This window comes from Aminobacter sp. J44 (assembly GCF_007829415.1).
In the GTDB taxonomy this organism is placed as follows: Bacteria; Pseudomonadota; Alphaproteobacteria; order Rhizobiales; family Rhizobiaceae; genus Aerobium.
Genome location: NZ_VLJG01000009.1, coordinates 20,689 through 38,670, shown reverse-complemented (window position 1 = coordinate 38,670; position 17,982 = coordinate 20,689). Strand labels below are relative to the sequence as shown.

The 17,982-nt window shown below is 64.5% G+C and carries 13 protein-coding genes; 9 read left to right on the top strand and 4 right to left on the bottom strand.

From position 1 onward, the window contains the following. The first annotated feature begins 7 nt into the window (after positions 1-7). Genes L610_RS04905 through L610_RS04875 form a run of 7 tightly spaced genes read left to right on the top strand, consistent with a single transcriptional unit; the run spans position 8 to position 10,268 of the window. Positions 8-1,570, top strand: a complete 1,563-nt coding sequence (locus L610_RS04905) for a 5-oxoprolinase/urea amidolyase family protein (protein ID WP_246658919.1) — start codon at positions 8-10, stop codon at positions 1,568-1,570. Beyond that, positions 1,567-3,321, top strand: a complete 1,755-nt coding sequence (locus tag L610_RS04900; RefSeq protein ID WP_144702959.1) for a biotin carboxylase N-terminal domain-containing protein — start codon at positions 1,567-1,569, stop codon at positions 3,319-3,321. Before L610_RS04905 ends, L610_RS04900 begins: the two co-directional genes overlap by 4 nt. Then, positions 3,318-5,132 carry an ABC transporter ATP-binding protein gene (locus tag L610_RS04895; RefSeq protein ID WP_144702956.1) on the top strand — a complete coding sequence of 605 codons (1,815 nt, stop codon included), beginning with the start codon at positions 3,318-3,320 and terminating at the stop codon, positions 5,130-5,132. Before L610_RS04900 ends, L610_RS04895 begins: the two co-directional genes overlap by 4 nt. 22 nt (positions 5,133-5,154) lie before the next feature. Further along, the gene (locus L610_RS04890) at positions 5,155-6,687 is read left to right on the top strand and encodes an ABC transporter substrate-binding protein (protein WP_144702953.1); all 1,533 of its coding nucleotides are present in this window, start codon (positions 5,155-5,157) and stop codon (positions 6,685-6,687) included. Between the two features lie 54 nt (positions 6,688-6,741). After that, on the top strand, positions 6,742-7,668 hold the full coding sequence (locus tag L610_RS04885; RefSeq protein ID WP_024848265.1) for an ABC transporter permease: 927 nt from the start codon (positions 6,742-6,744) through the stop codon (positions 7,666-7,668). Between the two features lie 6 nt (positions 7,669-7,674). After that, on the top strand, positions 7,675-8,526 hold the full coding sequence (locus tag L610_RS04880) for an ABC transporter permease (RefSeq protein ID WP_024848264.1): 852 nt from the start codon (positions 7,675-7,677) through the stop codon (positions 8,524-8,526). Further along, entirely contained in the window at positions 8,523-10,268 is a 1,746-nt protein-coding gene (locus tag L610_RS04875) for a peptidase M14 (RefSeq protein ID WP_024848263.1), read from the top strand. The genes L610_RS04880 and L610_RS04875 overlap by 4 nt, the downstream gene beginning before the upstream one ends. Positions 10,269-10,302: 34 nt before the next feature. Here the strand turns inward: L610_RS04875 and L610_RS04870 are convergent, their stop codons facing one another. The 4 genes from L610_RS04870 to mtnK all read right to left on the bottom strand — a co-directional run bounded on the left by L610_RS04870 (position 10,303) and on the right by mtnK (position 15,300). Continuing rightward, positions 10,303-12,621: a glucose/quinate/shikimate family membrane-bound PQQ-dependent dehydrogenase gene (locus L610_RS04870; protein WP_024848262.1), complete on the bottom strand. Its 2,319-nt coding sequence runs from the start codon at positions 12,619-12,621 to the stop codon at positions 10,303-10,305. 50 nt (positions 12,622-12,671) lie between these two features. Then, a complete protein-coding gene (locus L610_RS20710; RefSeq protein WP_256366536.1) occupies positions 12,672-12,806 on the bottom strand; it encodes a hypothetical protein in 135 nt (44 codons plus the stop codon). A 131-nt stretch (positions 12,807-12,937) separates the two neighbouring features. Further along, positions 12,938-14,035 (bottom strand): S-methyl-5-thioribose-1-phosphate isomerase, encoded by a 1,098-nt coding sequence (mtnA, locus tag L610_RS04865; RefSeq protein WP_024848261.1) that lies wholly within the window; start codon positions 14,033-14,035, stop codon positions 12,938-12,940. Continuing rightward, on the bottom strand, positions 14,032-15,300 hold the full coding sequence (mtnK, locus tag L610_RS04860; protein WP_024848260.1) for an S-methyl-5-thioribose kinase: 1,269 nt from the start codon (positions 15,298-15,300) through the stop codon (positions 14,032-14,034). Before mtnK ends, mtnA begins: the two co-directional genes overlap by 4 nt. A 152-nt stretch (positions 15,301-15,452) precedes the next feature. Here mtnK and L610_RS04855 point away from each other — a divergent pair, with 152 nt between their 5' ends. Together L610_RS04855 and L610_RS04850 are read left to right on the top strand one after the other, a co-directional pair. Next, entirely contained in the window at positions 15,453-16,967 is a 1,515-nt protein-coding gene (locus L610_RS04855; protein ID WP_024848259.1) for a sugar ABC transporter ATP-binding protein, read from the top strand. After that, a complete protein-coding gene (locus L610_RS04850; RefSeq protein ID WP_144702950.1) occupies positions 16,967-17,953 on the top strand; it encodes an ABC transporter permease in 987 nt (328 codons plus the stop codon). The genes L610_RS04855 and L610_RS04850 overlap by 1 nt, the downstream gene beginning before the upstream one ends. The last annotated feature ends 29 nt before the right edge of the window (positions 17,954-17,982 follow it).

Here is a 17,982-nt window from a genome sequence, read left to right as displayed (position 1 = left end):
TCGTCCGGTGCGGCCGGGCGCGTTCCTTATCGAGTTCGACACGCTCGACGAGGTGATGGCGGCGAGCATGGGCTTGGCGGAGCVGCCGATCGACGAGATCAAGGAGCTGGTTCCGGGCGCGCGGACCCTTCTCGTGCGTCATGACCCGCACGAAACCAACCCGGATCAGCTGCTCCGAGAGATCCTTGCGCGCAGCCGCGCAGCGCCCTCCGGTGCGCCTGGCACTGTTGTCGAAATTCCGGTCGTCTATGACGGCGAAGACTTGGGCGACGTCGCCGAAATCCTCCGATGCAGCGTCGATGAGGTGATCCGCCGGCACACCGAGACGCTCTTTTCGGTCGCCTTCACCGGTTTCGCGCCGGGCTTTGCCTATCTCGCCAGCAAGGATTCCACGTTGCGCGTCCCGCGCCGCTCGTCGCCGCGCACGGTCGTGCCGCAAGGATCCGTGGCGCTCGCAGGTGAGTTCACGGGCGTCTACCCCAAGGCCAGCCCCGGCGGCTGGCAGCTGATCGGCCGTACCGATACTGCCATGTTCGACATCAACCGCGAACCGGCTGCGCTGCTACGCCCCGGCATGAGCGTCCGCTTCCGCCGCGTGGAGAATTTTTACGCGAAAAGGCCTGCCCAGCCAGTGCAGAAGGCGACCACGGCTCCCGCGTCATCGCAATGGATCGAGGTGGTGAGCTCGCCTCTCCCGGTGATGGCGCAGGATCTTGGGCGTCCCGGCCTGGCACCGCAGGGCATCAGCCTATCGGGCGCATCCGACCGCAGCTCCCTGATCGCAGCCAATCGCATTGTCGGAAATGATCGCGATGCCGCGGCCCTGGAGATTCCGCCCGCTCCATTCACCTTCCGCGTGAAAGGCTACCTCGTTGCCGCGGTCACTGGCGCTGCCGAGGGCATCCTCGTCCGCGACGTCGACGGTGACGCCCTGAGGCTTGCAAACTGGACCCCGCTTGCTCTGAACGACGGGGACACAGTTACCATCGAGGCGCCGCGCCGGGGCGTTCGTTCCTATCTTGCCATCCGTGGTGGCTTCGACGTCGAGCCGGTTCTGGGTAGCTGCTCGACCGACACGCTTGCGCAGCTGGGCCCCACCCCGTTGCAAGCGGGCGACAAGGTGTTCGTCCGCGAGACGGACACTAAGATTGCCGTGCAGCCATCGGCCGCGCCGCCCTTTGCGATGCCGGCTACCGGCGAAACTGTAGAGCTCGACGTCTATCTCGGCCCGCGCAGCGACTGGTTCGCGGACGAGGCAGTCAAGCTGTTCCTCACACAGGAATGGACGGTCGGCCAGCAGAGCAACCGCGTCGGCATGCGCCTTACCGGCGAGCCGCTGGAACGCAAGATACGCGACGAACTGCCGAGCGAAGCTACGCTTTCGGGCGCCATTCAGGTACCCGCCAATGGTCAGCCGGTGCTGTTCCTCACCGACCATCCGGTGACCGGTGGATACCCCGTCATCGCCACGCTGCGCGAAGAGCAGCTCAGCTACGCCAGCCAGATTCCGGCGGGAGCGCGCATCCGCTTCAACGCCGTCGAGACCACGAGAAAGGGCGGCAGACCATGAAGAAGGTTCTGATCGCAAACCGCGGCGAGATTGCCCTGCGCATCGTGCGCGCCTGCCGCGACTACGGGGTGAAGTCGGTCGCCGTCTATGCGGACGAGGACGTCAACGCCCTGTTCGTGCGTCACGCCGACGAAGCCTTTGCGCTGGGCGGCTCGACGCCAAAGGACACCTATCTCAACATCGACAAGCTGATCGAGATTGCGAAGCGCAGCGGGGCGGATGCCGTCCATCCCGGCTATGGCTTTCTGTCGGAGCGGGCGGAATTTTCAGAGGCGGTCGTCAATGCGGGCCTGACCTGGATCGGCCCGTCGGCAGATGTCATCCGCGCGCTCGGCGACAAGCTCGAAGCTCGGCGCATTGCCGCGAAGATCGGCGCGCCGCTTGCCCGTGGCAGCGAAAACGCGATCGACAGTGCCGCTGAGGCACTCGCCTTTGCCCGCGAGATCGGCGTCCCCGTTGCGATCAAGGCAGCGCATGGCGGCGGCGGGCGTGGCCTGAAGATCGCCCACGACCTTGCTGAGGTGGAGGAGCTCTTCGAATCCGCCCGGCGCGAGGCTCTGGTCGCATTTGGCCGCGGCGAGTGCTTCATCGAGCAGTATCTCGACCGCCCGCGCCACATCGAGGCGCAGATCATAGCCGACACGCACGGCAACGTGGTCGTGGTCGGCACACGCGACTGCTCGCTGCAGCGCCGCAACCAGAAGCTGGTCGAGGAAGCCCCCGCGCCGTTCATCACAGATGAGCAGCGCGCTGCGATCCACCAGTCCGCAGCCGCGATCTGCCGCGAAGTTGGCTATACCGGCGCGGCAACCGTCGAGTATCTGCTGAGCGCCTCGGGCGTCCTCTCCTTCCTCGAAGTGAACACCCGCCTGCAGGTCGAACATCCGGTGACGGAGGAAACCGCCGGCATCGACCTCGTCGTCGAGCAGCTACGTATTGCCGATCGACTGCCGCTGTCGATCAGCGAAAGCCCTGCCCCGCGCGGCCACGCCATCGAGTTCCGCATCAACGCCGAGGATGCGGGCCGTGGCTTCCTGCCTGCCTTCGGCGAGATCAGGCGGTTCGAACCGCCGACGGGCCCCGGCATCCGTCTAGACAGCGGCGTCGAGGCAGGCTCCGTTGTGCCGAGCACTTTCGACTCGCTCACTGCCAAGCTCATCGTAACCGGCGCCACCCGTGAGCAGGCGATTGCGCGTGCGCGGCGGGCGCTCGCCGAGTTCAACATCGAGGGCATTCCGACCGTGCTGCCCTTCCACCGGCAGGTGCTCGAAGAGGCCGACTTCACCGGCCCCGTATTCCGTGTCCACACCCGATGGATCGAGACCGATTTCGCCGCTAAGCTCGAACCCCACGCCCGCGCCAAGCCTGCACGATCGCAGCAGACCCGGCGCGCCAGGGTCGAGATTGAAGGCAGGATGGTCGACGTCGATGTACCGCGGGCCTATTGGACGGTGTTCGGAGCCGGCGCAGCCGACGACGCCGAGGAGAACCGAGAGACGGCGAGTGAAGATCCGGGCTGCGTGCTGGCGCCCATGTCCGGGACACTCCTTGCATGGCGCGTTCAGGACGGCGCGACCGTGCGCGAGAACGACGTGCTCGGGGTGATGGAGGCCATGAAGATGGAGACCCAGATCCTCGCCGGCAGCAATGGCACCTTTACAGCCTCGGTTACCGCCGGCAGCCCGGTCAGTGCCGGCGAAGAGCTCGGCCGCATCGTTCCAGACAGCACCCAGGAGGCGACACCATCATGACGACTTCGACGCCGCTTCTGTCGATCGAGAACCTGACCGTCGCCTTTGGCCAGTCGCGCGTGGTCGAGAACCTCAGCTTCACCGTCGAAGCCGGGCAGACCGTCGCCGTCGTCGGCGAGTCCGGCTCGGGCAAGTCTATGACCTCGCTGTCGATCATGCGACTCACCGACAATCTTGGAGCCCATTTCGAGAGCGGCAAGATCCTGTTCGAGGGCCGCGACCTTGCGAAGGCCTCGCAGCGCGAAATGCGCTCGATCCGCGGCAACGAGATCGCGATGATCTTCCAGGAGCCGATGACCTCGCTCAATCCGGTCTTCACCGTCGGCGACCAGATCAGCGAAGCTATCCTGCTGCACGAGAATATCTCCCGCTCGGCAGCACGCGCGAAGGTGCGCGAGTTGCTGGAAATGGTGCGCCTGCCCGACGCGGCGAACCTGATGAACCGCTATCCGCACCAGCTCTCGGGCGGCATGCGGCAGCGCGCGATGATCGCGATGGCACTTGCATGCCGGCCGAAGCTGCTGATCGCCGACGAGCCGACCACGGCGCTCGACGTGACGATCCAGGCGCAGATCCTCAACATCATGCGCGATCTCAAGAGCGAGCTCGGCATGGGCATGATCTTCATCACACATGACATGGGCGTCGTCGCCGAGATGGCGGACCATGTCGTGGTGATGTGGAAGGGCAAAAAGGTTGAGGAAGGCCCGGTCCGCGAGATCTTCGCCGACCCGCAGCATCCCTACACGCGCACGCTGCTGTCGGCGGYMCCCCGCCTCGGCAGCATGAAGGGCGAGACCCTGCCGAAGCGGCGCCCGCTCACCGTCCTCGAGGACGGTCAGCCGAAGATCGTGGGCGAGGAACGTGTGCAGGACACTGTGCGCCGAGATGCCCCTCTCCTGTCCGTTGAGGACATGATGGTGCGCTTCGATATCAAAAAGACCTTCCTCGGCAAGGTCACGCACCGGCTGAGCGCGGTGTCGAAGGTCAGCTTCAACGTCTATCCGGGAGAGACGCTGGCGCTGGTGGGTGAGTCCGGCTCCGGCAAGTCCACCATCGGCCGCACCATCCAGCAGTTGCAGAAGGCGCAGTCGGGCACCATCCGCTTCCGCGGCAAGCGCTTTGCCGACATGACGGCGGCGGAACTCTTCAAGATGCGCCAGGAAGTGCAGTACATCTTCCAGGACCCGTTCGCCTCGCTCGACCCTCGCAAAACAGTTGGTTTCTCGATCGCCGAGCCGATCAACACGCACAGGCTCCTCACCGGCGGTAAGGAAGTGACGAAGCGCGTCCACGAACTGCTTGAGCGCGTCGGCCTGTCGTCGTCCGTGGCCTCGCGCTATCCGCACGAGTTTTCGGGTGGCCAGCGCCAGCGCATCTGCATTGCACGTGCGCTCGCATCGAACCCGAAGCTGATCATCGCCGACGAGGCGCTGTCAGCGCTGGACGTGTCGATCCAGGCCCAGATCATCAACCTTTTCATGGATTTGCAGGCGGATCTTGGCCTTGCCTATCTGTTCATCAGCCACGACCTCGCCGTCGTCGAGCAGATGAGCCACCGCGTGGCGGTTCTTTATCTCGGCCAGATCATGGAGATGGGCAGCCGCCAGCAGATCTTCGAGAACCCGTCCCACCCGTACACCCGGCGCCTTCTGTCAGCCGTTCCGATTGCCGACCCCGCGCACGAGCGCGCAGCGATCCGGATCGACGGCGAGATCCCGAACCCCGTCCGCGCCGTCGGCGACGAACCCGCCATTCTTGCTCACGACGAGATCGCCCCTGGCCATTTCGTGGCGCGAGTGCCCGATTAACAGCTCATAGAGGAGTGAACACATGAAGATCATCAGAAGGGGAATCCTGGCGGGCCTGACAGCGCTTGCACTGGGCAGCGTGTCGTTTGCTGCGATGCCGGCGCATGCCGAGGGCAAGGTGACTGTGTCCGTGCCGCAGGATGCCGGCAGCTGGGACCCGATCGACACCTTCCTGGTCGCCTGGGCGGCCGTTGCCACCAACATCTACGACGGCCTGACCTACCGCGGTCCGGACATGCAGATCGTCCCGGGCCTCGCCGAGTCGTGGGAAGAGCTGGACGACGGCAAGCGCATTCGCTTCAAGCTGCGCCAGGGCGTCAAGTTCCACAACGGCGAAGAGTTCGACGCCGAAGCGGTCAAGTTCACCTTCGACCGCCTGCTTGGCGAAGAAGGCGGCAAGGGCCCGCAGCGTTCGAACTACACCTCGATCGAGAGCGTCGAGATCATCGATCCGTTCACTGTCGACTTCAAGCTGAACGCCCCGGATCCGGTGCTGCTCACCAAGCTCGCCGGCTATGGCGCGATGATCGTTCCGCCGAAATACGTCCAGGAGAACGGCGAGGAGTTCAACCTGAACCCGGTCGGTACGGGCCCGTTCAAGTTCGTCTCCTACGATCCGAAGGTCAGCATCAAGCTCGAGGCAAACCCGGACTACTGGGGTGGTGCACCGAAGATTTCCGAGCTTGAATACCGCTTCATCTCCGAGCCTTCGACCGCTGTTGCCGAGCTTCAGGCCGGCCGCGTCGACATCGTCGTCCCGCCGACCATTCCGATCGCGATGATCCCGGTCATCGAAGGCGACTCGAAACTTGAGGTCGTCAGCGTTCCTGGACCGACCGTTGACGCGCTGCGCTTCAACACCCGCGACGGCATCACCGCCGACGTGCGCGTGCGCAAGGCGATCATCATGGCCGTCGACCGCGCCTCGATCGTCGAAGCGATCCTTGCTGGCCAGGCTTCCGAGATCGTCAGCTTCCAGAGCGCACTGTCGTTCGGCTACGATCCCGAACTGAAGGGCCTGCCGTATGATCCGGAAGGCGCCAAGAAGCTGCTCGCGGAAGCCGGCGTTGCCGAGGGCACCGAGCTGCAGATCGACATCCGCAGCAACGACGCCTCGATGAACGAGGTCGCACAGGTCATCGTCAGCTACCTGCAGGCGATTGGCCTCAACGCGACGATCAAGCCGTACGAAACCAGCACGCTCATTTCGGACATCATCCCGCAGGGCAAGACCGGCGCGATGTTCCAGCAGAAGTGGGGCGGCTGGACGTTCGACTACGACAACACCGCCTACGCCATGTACCACACCGGCGAGAAGTGGAACCCGTACGGCAACGACGCCGAGCTCGACCGCATGCTCGAGGAGCAGCGCCCGGTGACCGATCGCGCCCAGCGCGAGAAGATGCTGCAGGAGATCGGCAAGTACGTCGCGGAGAACGCGCTCGAGCTGCCGCTCTACAACACCAACGCGATCTATGGCGTCGCCAAGCGCGTGAGGGGTTTCCAGGCAGCTCCGGACAACCGTCTGAAGCTCAACGAAATCACCGTCGAGTAACGTCAATCGGAGCGCCGCTTCTCAGCGGCGCTCCTCTCACCCGAGGTTGAGACCGTGGCACGCTATCTGCTCAAGCGAATACTGCAGGCCGTCTTCGTCGTTATCGTCATCACGCTGTTCGTGTCGTACGCCGTACGTCTGACCGGCGATCCGGCGGTGATGATGTTTGCTGGCGGCGGCGGCTCCGTGTCGGAAGCCGACCTGGAACGCGTCCGGGCGGCGCTCGGCACCGACAAGCCCTTCTACCAGCAGTATCTCGCCTTCCTGCATGGCCTCCTCACACTGGACCTCGGCCGCAGCTTCGCCAGCGGCGCCCCGGTTTCCAACCTGATCGCCGCCGCAGCCCCGTCGACCCTGAAGCTCGCCTTCGTCTCGATGCTGATCTCGATCGTCATGTCGATCCCGCTCGGAATCTGGGCAGCCGTTTCGAAGGGGAAGGCAGCGGACCAGATCATTCGCATCTTCTCGCTGGTCGGTGTCTCATTCCCGAACTTCTGGCTCGCCACCATGCTGGTGCTGCTGTTCTCTATCTTCCTCGGCCTGCTGCCGCCGAGCGGCATGGTCGGCTTCGAGAGCTACATCATGCCGACGCTGACCATGGGCGTGATCCTCACAGCCACCAACGTGCGCCTCGTGCGCACGGCCATGCTGGAGACGCTGCAGTCGCAATACGTCATGGTCGCGCGGGCCAAGGGCCTCAGCGAGCGCCGCGTTCTCTACAAGCACGCGCTGCGCAACTGCGCCATTCCGCTCATCACCTACTTCGGTTTGCAGTTCGGCGGCATGCTCGGCGGCCTCGTCGTCATCGAGAAGGTATTCAGCTGGCCGGGTCTGGGCACGCTCGCCTTCGACGCCGTCAACGCTCGCGACTATCCGGTGCTGCAGGCAGTCATCACCGTGCTGGCGTTGCTGATCGTCGGCGTCAACCTCATCGTCGACATCGCCTACGGCCTTGTCGATCCGCGCATCCGGTTGGAGTAGCACCCCATGGCCACAGCCACGGCCCGTCGAGCCCGCTTCAACAATCTCGAATTCATCCTCGGCGCGGTGCTGACCGCACTGATCGTCCTGGGCGTGCTGTTCTCCGACGTCCTGTTTCCGGGCGGAGCCGCCAAGGTAGACCTCGCCGCCCGCCTGACGCCGCCGTTCACGAGCCTCGCGCACCCCTTCGGTACCGATCCGCTCGGCCGGGACGTGCTGGCGCGCGTGCTTGCCGGTGGCAAGGTCTCGCTACTGGTCGGCGTCGTATCGGTGATCGGCGCCGTCATTCTCGGTACCGTCCTCGGCCTCGTTGCCGGCTATTATCGCGGCTTCTGGGACATGCTGCTGATGCGCTTTGCGGACATTCAGCTGGCGATGCCCTTCATCCTGCTCGCGATGACCTTCGTCGCCATCGTGGGCCCGAGCCTCACCAACACCATCTTCCTGCTTATCATCTCCGAGTGGGTGAAGTATGCGCGCCTCGTGCGCGGCCAGGTGCTGTCGCTGCGCGAGCGCGAGTTCATCCTTTCCGCAAAGGCGATCGGCGTCAGCAACTTCCGCATCATCTTCCAGCACCTGTTGCCGAACCTGCTTGGCCCGGTGATCGTGCTGATGACTCTCAACGTCGCCAACAACATCCTGCTCGAAAGCAGCCTGACCTTCCTCGGCCTCGGCATCGACCCGACCACCCCGAGCTGGGGCGGCATGCTGGCCGACGGCCGCACCTACCTGCAGACCGCCTGGTGGGTGAGCGTTTTCCCGGGCCTTGCCATCCTTCTTACCGTCCTCGGCCTGAACCTCCTGGGTGACTGGCTCCGAGACACCCTTGATCCGAGTGGACGCAGTTCCAGACCATGAGCACCTTCCTGCTGACTGAACGCAAGTTCGAACGCACCCTCAACCGCATCATCGCCGAAGCAAAACCGGGTGACGAATTCGAAGCTTGGGTTTTCGATGACCGCAAGAGCCGCAAGGCGGCAGAAGAAGCGCTTGCGAAAAAGGGCGTGAAGGCGCGAATTCGCTCGGCCTACAAGCCGCTGCTCTATGCCTTCCTCGAGGAGATTGACCTCGCCGGCATTGCCGCGATCGAGATCCGCTATCCAGTGCACGAGGCAGCACCGCAGAACCGCTTCCGGCTCGAGTGCTACCCGCTGGCGGCGATGGTCGGTGAGCGCGCAATCAGTTTCGTCGCGCGCAATGACGGCGCGTTCCACTATGACGTCCGCCTGACGGGTGCCAACGGCGGGAGCCGCGAACTGCAAGTCTTCGCACCAAACCGCGTCCATGACGATGCTGCGGGCGAGTCGGCCGTCTCCCCGACAGGCTGGATCCGTCGCGCGGGCGACGCCAAGGGCGAGCGGCTGGTGACCGACTTCGAGGAAGTCTACGACGCGGCGATGGGTGCTATCGCCGCTCGAGATTGGGGCGACAAGGAGCCGTTCTTCGAGGAACTGAACATCCGCGTCGAATTCCCCGCCGAGGACGAAGCTCTCCACGTGGGCGACGAAGTCGTCAGTCTGCGCGAGGCACTGCACGAGGACCTCTACTTCTCCGGCATCGAATTCTTCACCCGCAAGACCGGCCGCGCCTTCACCGCCCGCACCCTGCGCCCCGGCCAGATCGTGCCGGAAGTCGTCCAGGGCTCCGAGGTCGCCCTCCGCATCGAGACCCGCTCGTTCACGACCGGCTTCATCCCCTCACCTGACCAGCCGCTCGACACGGCGACGGCGCCGCTTTCGGCCGAGCAGATCGCATCCGAGCTTACCGCCATCGGCGGAAAGAGTTTCGCCGCCACCGCCCGCTCCGGCCGGCAGGTGAAGGCGACCTATGTGGTCGGCAGCGACATCCCCGTCATGATCAGCGGCGGCCAGCACGCCAACGAGACGACTGGCGTCGTAGGTGCCCTGAGGGCCTCGAAGTTTCTCGCGAAGCGCCCCGGTGCGCACTTCACCCTCGCTCCGAGCGAAAACCCCGACGGCTATGCCCTGCACCAGCGCCTGCGCCAGGACAATCCCCGCCACATGTCGCACGCCGCCCGCTACACCGCGCTCGGCGACGACCTGGAGTACCGTAGCGCCGAGAACGCAGGCCCGTTTCTGTTCGAGAAGGCGATCCGCCTTGAAGCGCAGGCCATGAGCGGCGCGCGGCTGCACGTCAACCTGCACGGCTACCCCTCGCACGAGTGGACGCGGCCGCTTTCCGGCTACGTACCGCGCAACTTCGCGATGTGGACGGTGCCCAAGGGCTTCTTCCTCATCGTGCGCTATCACAAGGGCTGGGACGAGCCTGCACGTTCGCTGACCGAGGCGGTGACACAGCACCTTGCCAGAATCCCAGGCCTGCTCGAAATGAACGCGCAGCAGATCGCCCTGTTCGAAACCCACGCCGGGGAGACCGGTTTCGAGATGATCAACGGCTTCCCCTGCCTCGTCTCGCTGGATGAGCGCAACAGCGCCCCCGTGACGCTGATCACCGAGTATCCTGACGAGACGATCTACGACGACCTCTTCGTCGCCGGCCACACTGCGCAGTGCGAGACCGTTCTCGCCGCCTACGAAGCGTGGCAGGAGATAATGAAGGACAGCCCCGCAGCCACCTGACTGCGGCCTACCAGGCGGCACTAGCGAGCTAACACTACGGCAGCCGATAGGCGATGACGTAGTCACCAGCCTTCGTGCCGATGGAGCCGTGGCCGCCGGCAACGATCAGGACATACTGCTTGCCATCCTCGCCGGTGTAGCTCATCGGCGTCGCTTGCCCACCGGCGGGCAGGCGGGCTTCCCACAACTGTTCGCCAGTGGTGACGTTATAGGCGCGCAGATAATTGTCGACCGCGGCTCCGAGGAAAACCACGCCACCGCGCGTAATCATCGGCCCGCCGATACCCGGGACACCGAGCTTGAAGGGAAGCGGCAGCGGCGTCATGTCGTAGACGGTGCCGTTGCGATGCTTATAGGCGATCTCGCCGGTACGCAGGTCCACGCCAACCACGTAGCCCCAAGGCGGGGTCTGGCAGGGAATGCCAAGGGGCCCGAGGAACGGCCCCATGAACACACCATAGGGCGCGCCTTCATTGCGGTTGAGCCCCTGCTCGCTCGCCTTCTCGTCCTCGCCCTTCGACGGAATTTGATCACGCGGTACAAGCCGCGAGGTGAAGGCGAGATAAGTCGGCATGCCGAACATGATCTGCCGCTCAGGATCGACCGCGACGCTGCCCCAGTTGAAGACGCCGAAATTTCCCGGATAGACGATCGTGCCTTCTAGCGAGGGCGGCGTGTAGCGCCCCTCATACCGGTAGCGATGGAACTGGATGCGGCAGGCCAGCTGGTCGAACAGCGTGATGCCCCACATGTCGCGCTCCTCGAGCGGCGGGGGTTCCAGTGACAGGTCCGAGACCGGCTGCGTAGGTGAGGTAAAATCCTCCGGGATTGCGCCGGTGGGCGCCGGCACTTCACGAACGGGGATGACCGGCTCGCCGGTGCGGCGGTCGAGCACGTAGATGTCGCCCTGCTTGGTGGGACCGATCAGCGCAGGTACCGTGCCAGAAGGCAGCGTCAAGTCGATCAGCACCGGCTGCGCCGGCACATCCATATCCCACAGGTCATGGTGCACCGTCTGGCGCACCCAGCGCACCTGTCCCGTCTCTATGTCGAGCGCGACGATCGAAGACGAATATTTCTCGACATGCTCGCTGCGGCCCATGCCAAGCTGGTCCGGCACCTGATTGCCGAGCGGTATGTAGACGAGGCCGAGATCAGGATCGTAGCTGAACACCGACCAGCTGTTGGGAGAGTTTGTGGTGTAGAACTCGCCCTCCCCGATAGGCGCGGTATCGTCCGGGTTGCCGGAATCCCAGTTCCAGATCAGGCGTCCGGTACGCACGTCAAAGGCGCGGATGACGCCGGACTGCGACTGTGTCGAATAGTTATCATTGACGGCCCCGCCGATGATGATCCTGCCGGCACTGATGACCGGGGGCGAGGTCGAATAGTAGTAGCCCGCGGGGTTGTACTGCATGCCCTGTTCGAGGTGCAGCTCGCCGTTGTCGGCAAAGCTGGTGCAGACCTCGCCGGTGGCAGCGTCCAACGCGATAAGGCGTGCGTCCGAGGTCGGCAGGTAGACGCGCTGGCCACAGGGCGTGTCGGCGCCGGTCGCGGGGTCGGCCCAGAAGGTGACGCCACGACAGGTCTGGTGCTGCCGGTCGGGGTTCATCCCGGCATTGGGGTCAAACTTCCACTTTTCTTCGCCGGTAGTGGCGTCAAGTGCGATCGCCCAGTTGTGCGGCGTGCACAGGTAGAGGGTATTGCCCACCTTGAGGGGGGTGACCTGGTAGGTCGTCTCGCCAACATCGTCCGGCAGCTTCACATCTCCGGTCTGGTACTGCCAGGCGACCTGAAGCGTCGAAACGTTTTCGGTGTTGATCTGGTCTAGCGGCGAGAAGCGCTGGCCAAGCGCGGTCCGCCCGTATTGGTGCCATTCTCCGTCGGGCACCTCCCCGATGCGCGCCCCCGCGAGCCGCTCTTCAGGAAGGTTGCCCGCGATATCATGCGGATCCTGGAACATCGAATAGACGGCTACGGCGATCGCGACGAGAACCACCGCGCCGAGCGCGAAACCGGCCGTCGGCTGCCCGCTCGCAGGAAGTAGCCGCCAGCGCACCCATGGCGTCAGCAGCCAGATGCCCATCAGAATGATGATGCCGCCGCGCGGCCCAAGCTGCCACCAGTCGAAGCGGACCTCCCAGATCGCCCAGGCGAGCGCAGCAACGACGAAGACGGCATAAAGCCACAGCGCAGCAAGCGAGCGACGAAAGAGCAGCGCCGCCGTCACCAGCATCACCAGCCCGGCGATCAGGTAGAAGAAACTGCCTCCCAGGACCACCAGCCACAGGCCGCCGCCTGCAAGTGCGATTCCGAACAGGGCGAGCACGATGGCAGTGATGGTGAGCGTCATGTCGTCTCCCGCTGCAGGGGCCACCGCTCACGCAGGCGAGCAATGACAGGTTACTGGTCCTGGTCGATAGCGTGAGGCGAAGGCGTGCCGGGACGGTCGGACGCATCGCGCCCGCTCGTCAGGAAGACGATCGCGATGGCGATAACCGCGATCGCAACCAGCCATATAACTGTTCTTGAAGACATCCCTCACGCAGCCTCAACGCCGGATCCTGAGCCGCAACGGTCAGGCTGGCAGTTTGTTCCACGCATGATGCGTCAGTGCGTTGCTGCATCAGCAGCGGGCTTAGTCCGTCTTGTGGACGGACTGGAAGCTATTATCTGGGCTCGTCAGGGAAGAGCGCGCGAAGACCATCGGCCGAGGCCGGGGCAACGCCGCGTTCGGTTATGAGGCCGGTGACGAGCCGGGCGGGCGTGACGTCGAACGCCGGATTGGCCGCACCGGTGGCGGCGGGTGAAATGCGGACCTGCACAACCTCGCCCGAAGCAGTGCGGCCCCACACCAGCGAAACCTCGTCGCCGGAGCGCTCCTCGATCGGAATTTCCTTGACCCCGTCCTTCACGGTCCAGTCGATGGTCGGTGACGGCAAGGCGACGTAGAACGGCACCCCGTTGTCGCGGGCAGCAAGCGCCTTCAGGTAGGTGCCGATCTTGTTGCAGACGTCGCCATTGGCGGTGGTGCGATCGGTACCGACGATCACCATGTCGACTTCGCCATGCTGCATCAGGTGGCCGCCGGCATTGTCGACCACCAGCGTGTGCGGCACGCCGTGACCAGCCATCTCCCACGCGGTCAGCTGCGCGCCCTGGTTGCGCGGACGGGTCTCGTCGACATAGACGTGGACCGGAATTCCCTCCTCGACAGCCATGTAGATCGGCGCCGTCGCCGTGCCCCAATCCACCGTTGCCAGCCAGCCGGCATTGCAGTGGGTGAGGATGTTGACGCGCTCGCCGGGCTTCTTTGATGCGGCGATCTGCCGGATCAGGGTGAGACCGTGACTGCCGATGGCACGGTTAAGTTCGACGTCCTCGTCGGCGATTTCCGCCGCGCGGGCGAATGCGGCCTCTGCGCGTTCCTCCGACGGCAGCGGCTTCAGCACACGCGTCATCTCGTCGAGCGCCCAGCGCAGGTTGATCGCGGTCGGGCGGGTTTCGTGCAACTGGTCCCAGACAGATTCGAGCCTGGCATCCGACGGGTCGTCGCGCATGGCGATGGCAACGCCGTAGGCGGCGGTGACGCCGATCAGCGGCGCTCCGCGCACCCACATTTCGCGAATGGCGACCGCAACATCCTCGACACTGGAAAGGTTGGCGATGCGGAACTCGTGCGGCAGCCAGCGCTGGTCGATGATGTCGACTGAGCGACCGTCCTCGGCCAGCCAGATCGTGCGATAGTGCCTGTCGCCAACCCTCACGTTACCGCTCCCTTGCAAAGTCGTGCCGCCAGCGCATTTGCCTCGCTCATGGAGTGGATCCGGTCGCGGTTGACGGCGATGTGGCGACCGAACTTCAGCGCCTTTGCCTCGCAGCGCGCCTTGAGGTCCTGGTCGCTAATGGTCTCGAAGTCGGCATTGTGCGCGAGGCCGAGAATGCGGCGATGGATCTCGATACCCGCAAAGCCGAGCAAGTCGACCCAGATCTCGTGCAAGAGCTCATCAAGCGCCTGTTCGGCGCCAAGCGCATCACCCTGGTCTTCAAATAACGTTCGCTGGTAGAGGATACCATTGCGCTCCTCTCGCCACAGCCGCGAGAACTCGGTGCGGAAAACGCTCCAGCAGCGTTCCAGAACGTCGAGGAGATAGGCCCGCATCGGCTCGCGGCTGCCCCCCTCCTCGTGTCCTTCCTGCGAGAAGTAGGACATCCAGAAATTGGCGAATAGCATGCCGACGTCGAAGGCGATCGGCCCGTAGAAGGCGAATTCCGGATCGATGACGCGCGTGTCGCTGTCGGTCACCATGATCGAGCCGGTGTGCAGGTCGCCGTGCACCAGCGTTTCGGCCTTGGCGGTAAACAGGTGCTTCATGCGCTGTGCAGTGACCTTCAGGTCGCGGTCGGCGCGCAGCTCCGCAACGAGCGGATCAAGCTGCGGCTTGGTATGCGCGTTCAGCTCGGCCTCGAAATAGGGATCCGAAAAGACCAGGTTTTCGGTAATGTCGCACAGCTCGACATTGTCGGCGAAAAGGGCAAGGTCGGCCTTGCGCTGGCGCGTCGACATCGAAAGGTCGGAGCCGCGAAACAGCGTGCGCGCCATGAACAGACCGAGGTCGTCGGCGATGCTCGGCAGCTGCCGGCCCTCGATCAGCGCTCGGCGCAGGATTACGTGCGGCGTCAGGTACTCCATGACGACGAGCGCCTGCGCCTCGTCGAAGTGGTAGACTTCCGGCACCTGCCTAGGCGCCCGCGCCTGCTGGCGCGTCAGCGCGTGGTATTCGAAGAAGGACCGCTTCAGCGGCAGCGGCCAGCTTTCGCCGACAAGGCGTACATAGGGTAATGCCTGCTTGACGATGACGCCGCCCTTGTCGGTCTCGACAATGAAGACGAGATTGAGGTTCCCGTCGCCGACCTCGCGCACGCGCCAGGCCGAAGGCTCCGCGCCAAGCCGACTCCGCAGCTCCTCCAGCCCACCAAGCCGTGCCGGCAAACTTTCGACCGTTAACGCCTCAAAAGATTTGGCGTCCATGCAACTCCTCCCGTCGCACCCGCACCCGGCCGCGAGATGAATGCGGCCGCCTCCAATGTCGAAAACGCTAGTGAGCGGTCTGGCAATTGTCAATCATGTTGACATTTGCCGACAACGTGCCGTAGCGTCGTGTCCAGGGGAGGAATGGCGGCATGGATGCCATGTTCCGTATTGCAGGGCTGGAGAAGTCGTTCGGACCCATCCGGGTGCTGAACGACGTCAATCTTGAACTGCATACGGGAACCGTTACCGTGCTGATGGGCGCGAACGGCGCCGGCAAGTCCACTCTCGTCAAGATCATGAGCGGGGTCTATCCTCGCGGCGGCGGCGTGATGGAGCTGGCGGGACAGCCTTATGAACCGGCTTCGCCTGCCGAGGCGATCCGGGCGGGCGTGGTCACCGTCCACCAGAACATCAATGACGGCGTCGTTGCGACGCTCGACGTGGCCACGAACCTCACCATGGACCGGCTCAGCGGCAAGAGCGCGCCGCTGATCTTCAACCCGCGCCGGGTGCGTCGAGAGGCGCGGGCAGTTGCCGACCGGCTCGGGCTCCAGGTGGACCTCGGGGCAAGCATTTCGGATCTTTCGCTCGCCGACCGGCAGATGGTCGCGATCGCACGCGCCATGGCGCATGAGCCCAAGGTGATGGTGCTTGATGAGCCCACTTCGTCGCTGTCGAGCGCGGAGGCGAACCGGCTGTTCTCGGTCATCGACCGCTTGCGCGCCCACGGCGTCGCCATTCTCTATATCTCGCACCGCATGTCGGACATTCGCCGCGTCGCCGACCGGATCGTAGCACTCCGCGACGGCGTCATCACCGGCGTGTTCGAGGAAAAGCCGCTCGACTATGAGGGCGCGGTCAACGCGATGCTGGGCCGCCAGATGGGTCATGCGGCAGTGACCGTCGCGGATGCGACTCGCAAAGTGTTCGAGGCGAACGATCTGCGCATTGCGCCGTCCGCCCGCCCCTTTTCGCTCACCTTGGGTGACGGCGAGGTCGTCGCCATCACCGGTCTCGTGGGCGTCGGTAAGACGAAGCTCGCCGAGACGCTGTTCGGCGTGCGCCGGCCGCTCGGCGGAACGATGCGGCTAGCCCGACAAGACTATGCGCCGCGCACGTCTGCGGATGCCATCGCAGCCGGCGTCTTCCTCGTCGCCAAGGATCGCGCCGAGAGCGGCATTGTCGCGGACTTCAATCTCTACAAGAACATGAGCCTGCCGTTCCTGCCCCGGCTGTCGTTGGGAAGTATCCTGCGCACCCGTGCCGAACGGGCGATCGCGCGCGAGCAGATCCAGAGCCTCGGCATCGTCTGCCGCAACGAGCGCGACCGGATGCAGACGCTCTCGGGCGGCAACCAGCAGAAGGTGATGGTCGGCCGGTGGCTGTCGCAGCCCTCTCAGTTGCTGATCCTTGACGAGCCCTTTCAGGGTGTCGACATCGCGGCGCGGCGTGACATTGCCGCAAAGCTGCGCGCCAGCGCGCCGGGCCGCGCGACGCTCCTGTTCCTTACTGAGCTCGACGAAGCGCTCGAGACGGCCGACCGCATCCTCGTGATGTCGGAGCACACCATCGTCGGCGAGCATCGGAACGCCAACCTGGACATGGACAGACTGCTGGCGCAGGTCGCCGGCGAAGACAAAGACGACAGAAGAGGTGCCGCCTGATGGCAAACATCGTCATCCGCTACGGCTTCCTTGCGCTGCTTGCAGGGCTCATCATTTTCTTCGCGGTTGCCGCGCCCGGCTTTGCCTCACCGCAGAGCGCCGTCTTCATCTTCCAGTCCGTGGCGATTACCGGAATCCTGGCACTGGGCGTCACGGCCACGCTGGTCGTCGGCGGCTTTGACCTGTCCATCGGCTCGGTCGCGACCAGTGCGATGATGGCGGCGGCCTATGCGATGGTGGTGATGGAGCAGAGCGCGTTTGTCGCGGTGCTGTTCTGCCTTGCCATCGGCGCCATCGTCGGCCTCATCAACGGCATCATCATCGTCTACATGCGCGTCCCGGACCTGCTGGCGACGCTCGGCATGATGTTCCTGCTGGTCGGCCTGCAGCGCATCCCCACCGAAGGCCGCTCGATCGCGGCCGGCATGACCCTGCCGGACGGCTCGACGGCTACCGGCACCTTCAGCGAAGCGTTCCTGTCGCTTGGCCGTCACCGCTTCGACTTCTTCCTGCCGAACCTCGTGCCGGTGTCAGTGATGGTACTGCTCGTACTGGCCGTGCTGATCTGGTTCTTCCTCGAATTCACCCGCTTCGGGAGAATGATGTACGCCGTCGGCTCCAACGAGAAGGCAGCCGAACTCGCCGGCGCACCCGTCAAGGCATACAAGATCTGGGCCTACGTCATATCTGGAATTTTCGCCTCGATCGGCGGAATTCTGCTCGCTGCGCGACTTGGACGCGGCGACATCGCCTCAGGTAACAATCTGCTCCTCGACGCGGTTGCCGCCGCTCTGATCGGCTTTGCGGTACTGGGAGCCGCCAAGCCGAACGCCTTCGGCACCGCCATCGGCGCGCTCTTCGTGGGCGTTCTCCTGCAGGGGCTGACCATGATGAACGCCCCCTACTACACGCAGGATTTCGTCAAGGGCGCGGTGCTCGTCGTGGCGCTCGTGTTCACCTTCGCGCTGTCGAGCAGGACGAAATAGGGAGCAATGCATACGCCGCACAGCGGCAT

Bases quoted from the DNA above. Each gene is read 5' to 3' on its own strand.
- L610_RS04900 (WP_144702959.1), top strand. From the start codon at position 1,567: ATGAAGAAGGTTCTGATCGCAAACCGCGGCGAGATTGCCCTGCGCATC.
- L610_RS04890 (WP_144702953.1), top strand. From the start codon at position 5,155: ATGAAGATCATCAGAAGGGGAATCCTGGCGGGCCTGACAGCGCTTGCA.
- L610_RS04880 (WP_024848264.1), top strand. From the start codon at position 7,675: ATGGCCACAGCCACGGCCCGTCGAGCCCGCTTCAACAATCTCGAATTC.
- L610_RS04875 (WP_024848263.1), top strand. From the start codon at position 8,523: ATGAGCACCTTCCTGCTGACTGAACGCAAGTTCGAACGCACCCTCAAC.
- L610_RS04870 (WP_024848262.1), bottom strand. From the start codon at position 12,621: ATGACGCTCACCATCACTGCCATCGTGCTCGCCCTGTTCGGAATCGCA.
- L610_RS20710 (WP_256366536.1), bottom strand. From the start codon at position 12,806: ATGTCTTCAAGAACAGTTATATGGCTGGTTGCGATCGCGGTTATCGCC.
- mtnK (WP_024848260.1), bottom strand. From the start codon at position 15,300: ATGGACGCCAAATCTTTTGAGGCGTTAACGGTCGAAAGTTTGCCGGCA.
- L610_RS04855 (WP_024848259.1), top strand. From the start codon at position 15,453: ATGGATGCCATGTTCCGTATTGCAGGGCTGGAGAAGTCGTTCGGACCC.
- L610_RS04850 (WP_144702950.1), top strand. From the start codon at position 16,967: ATGGCAAACATCGTCATCCGCTACGGCTTCCTTGCGCTGCTTGCAGGG.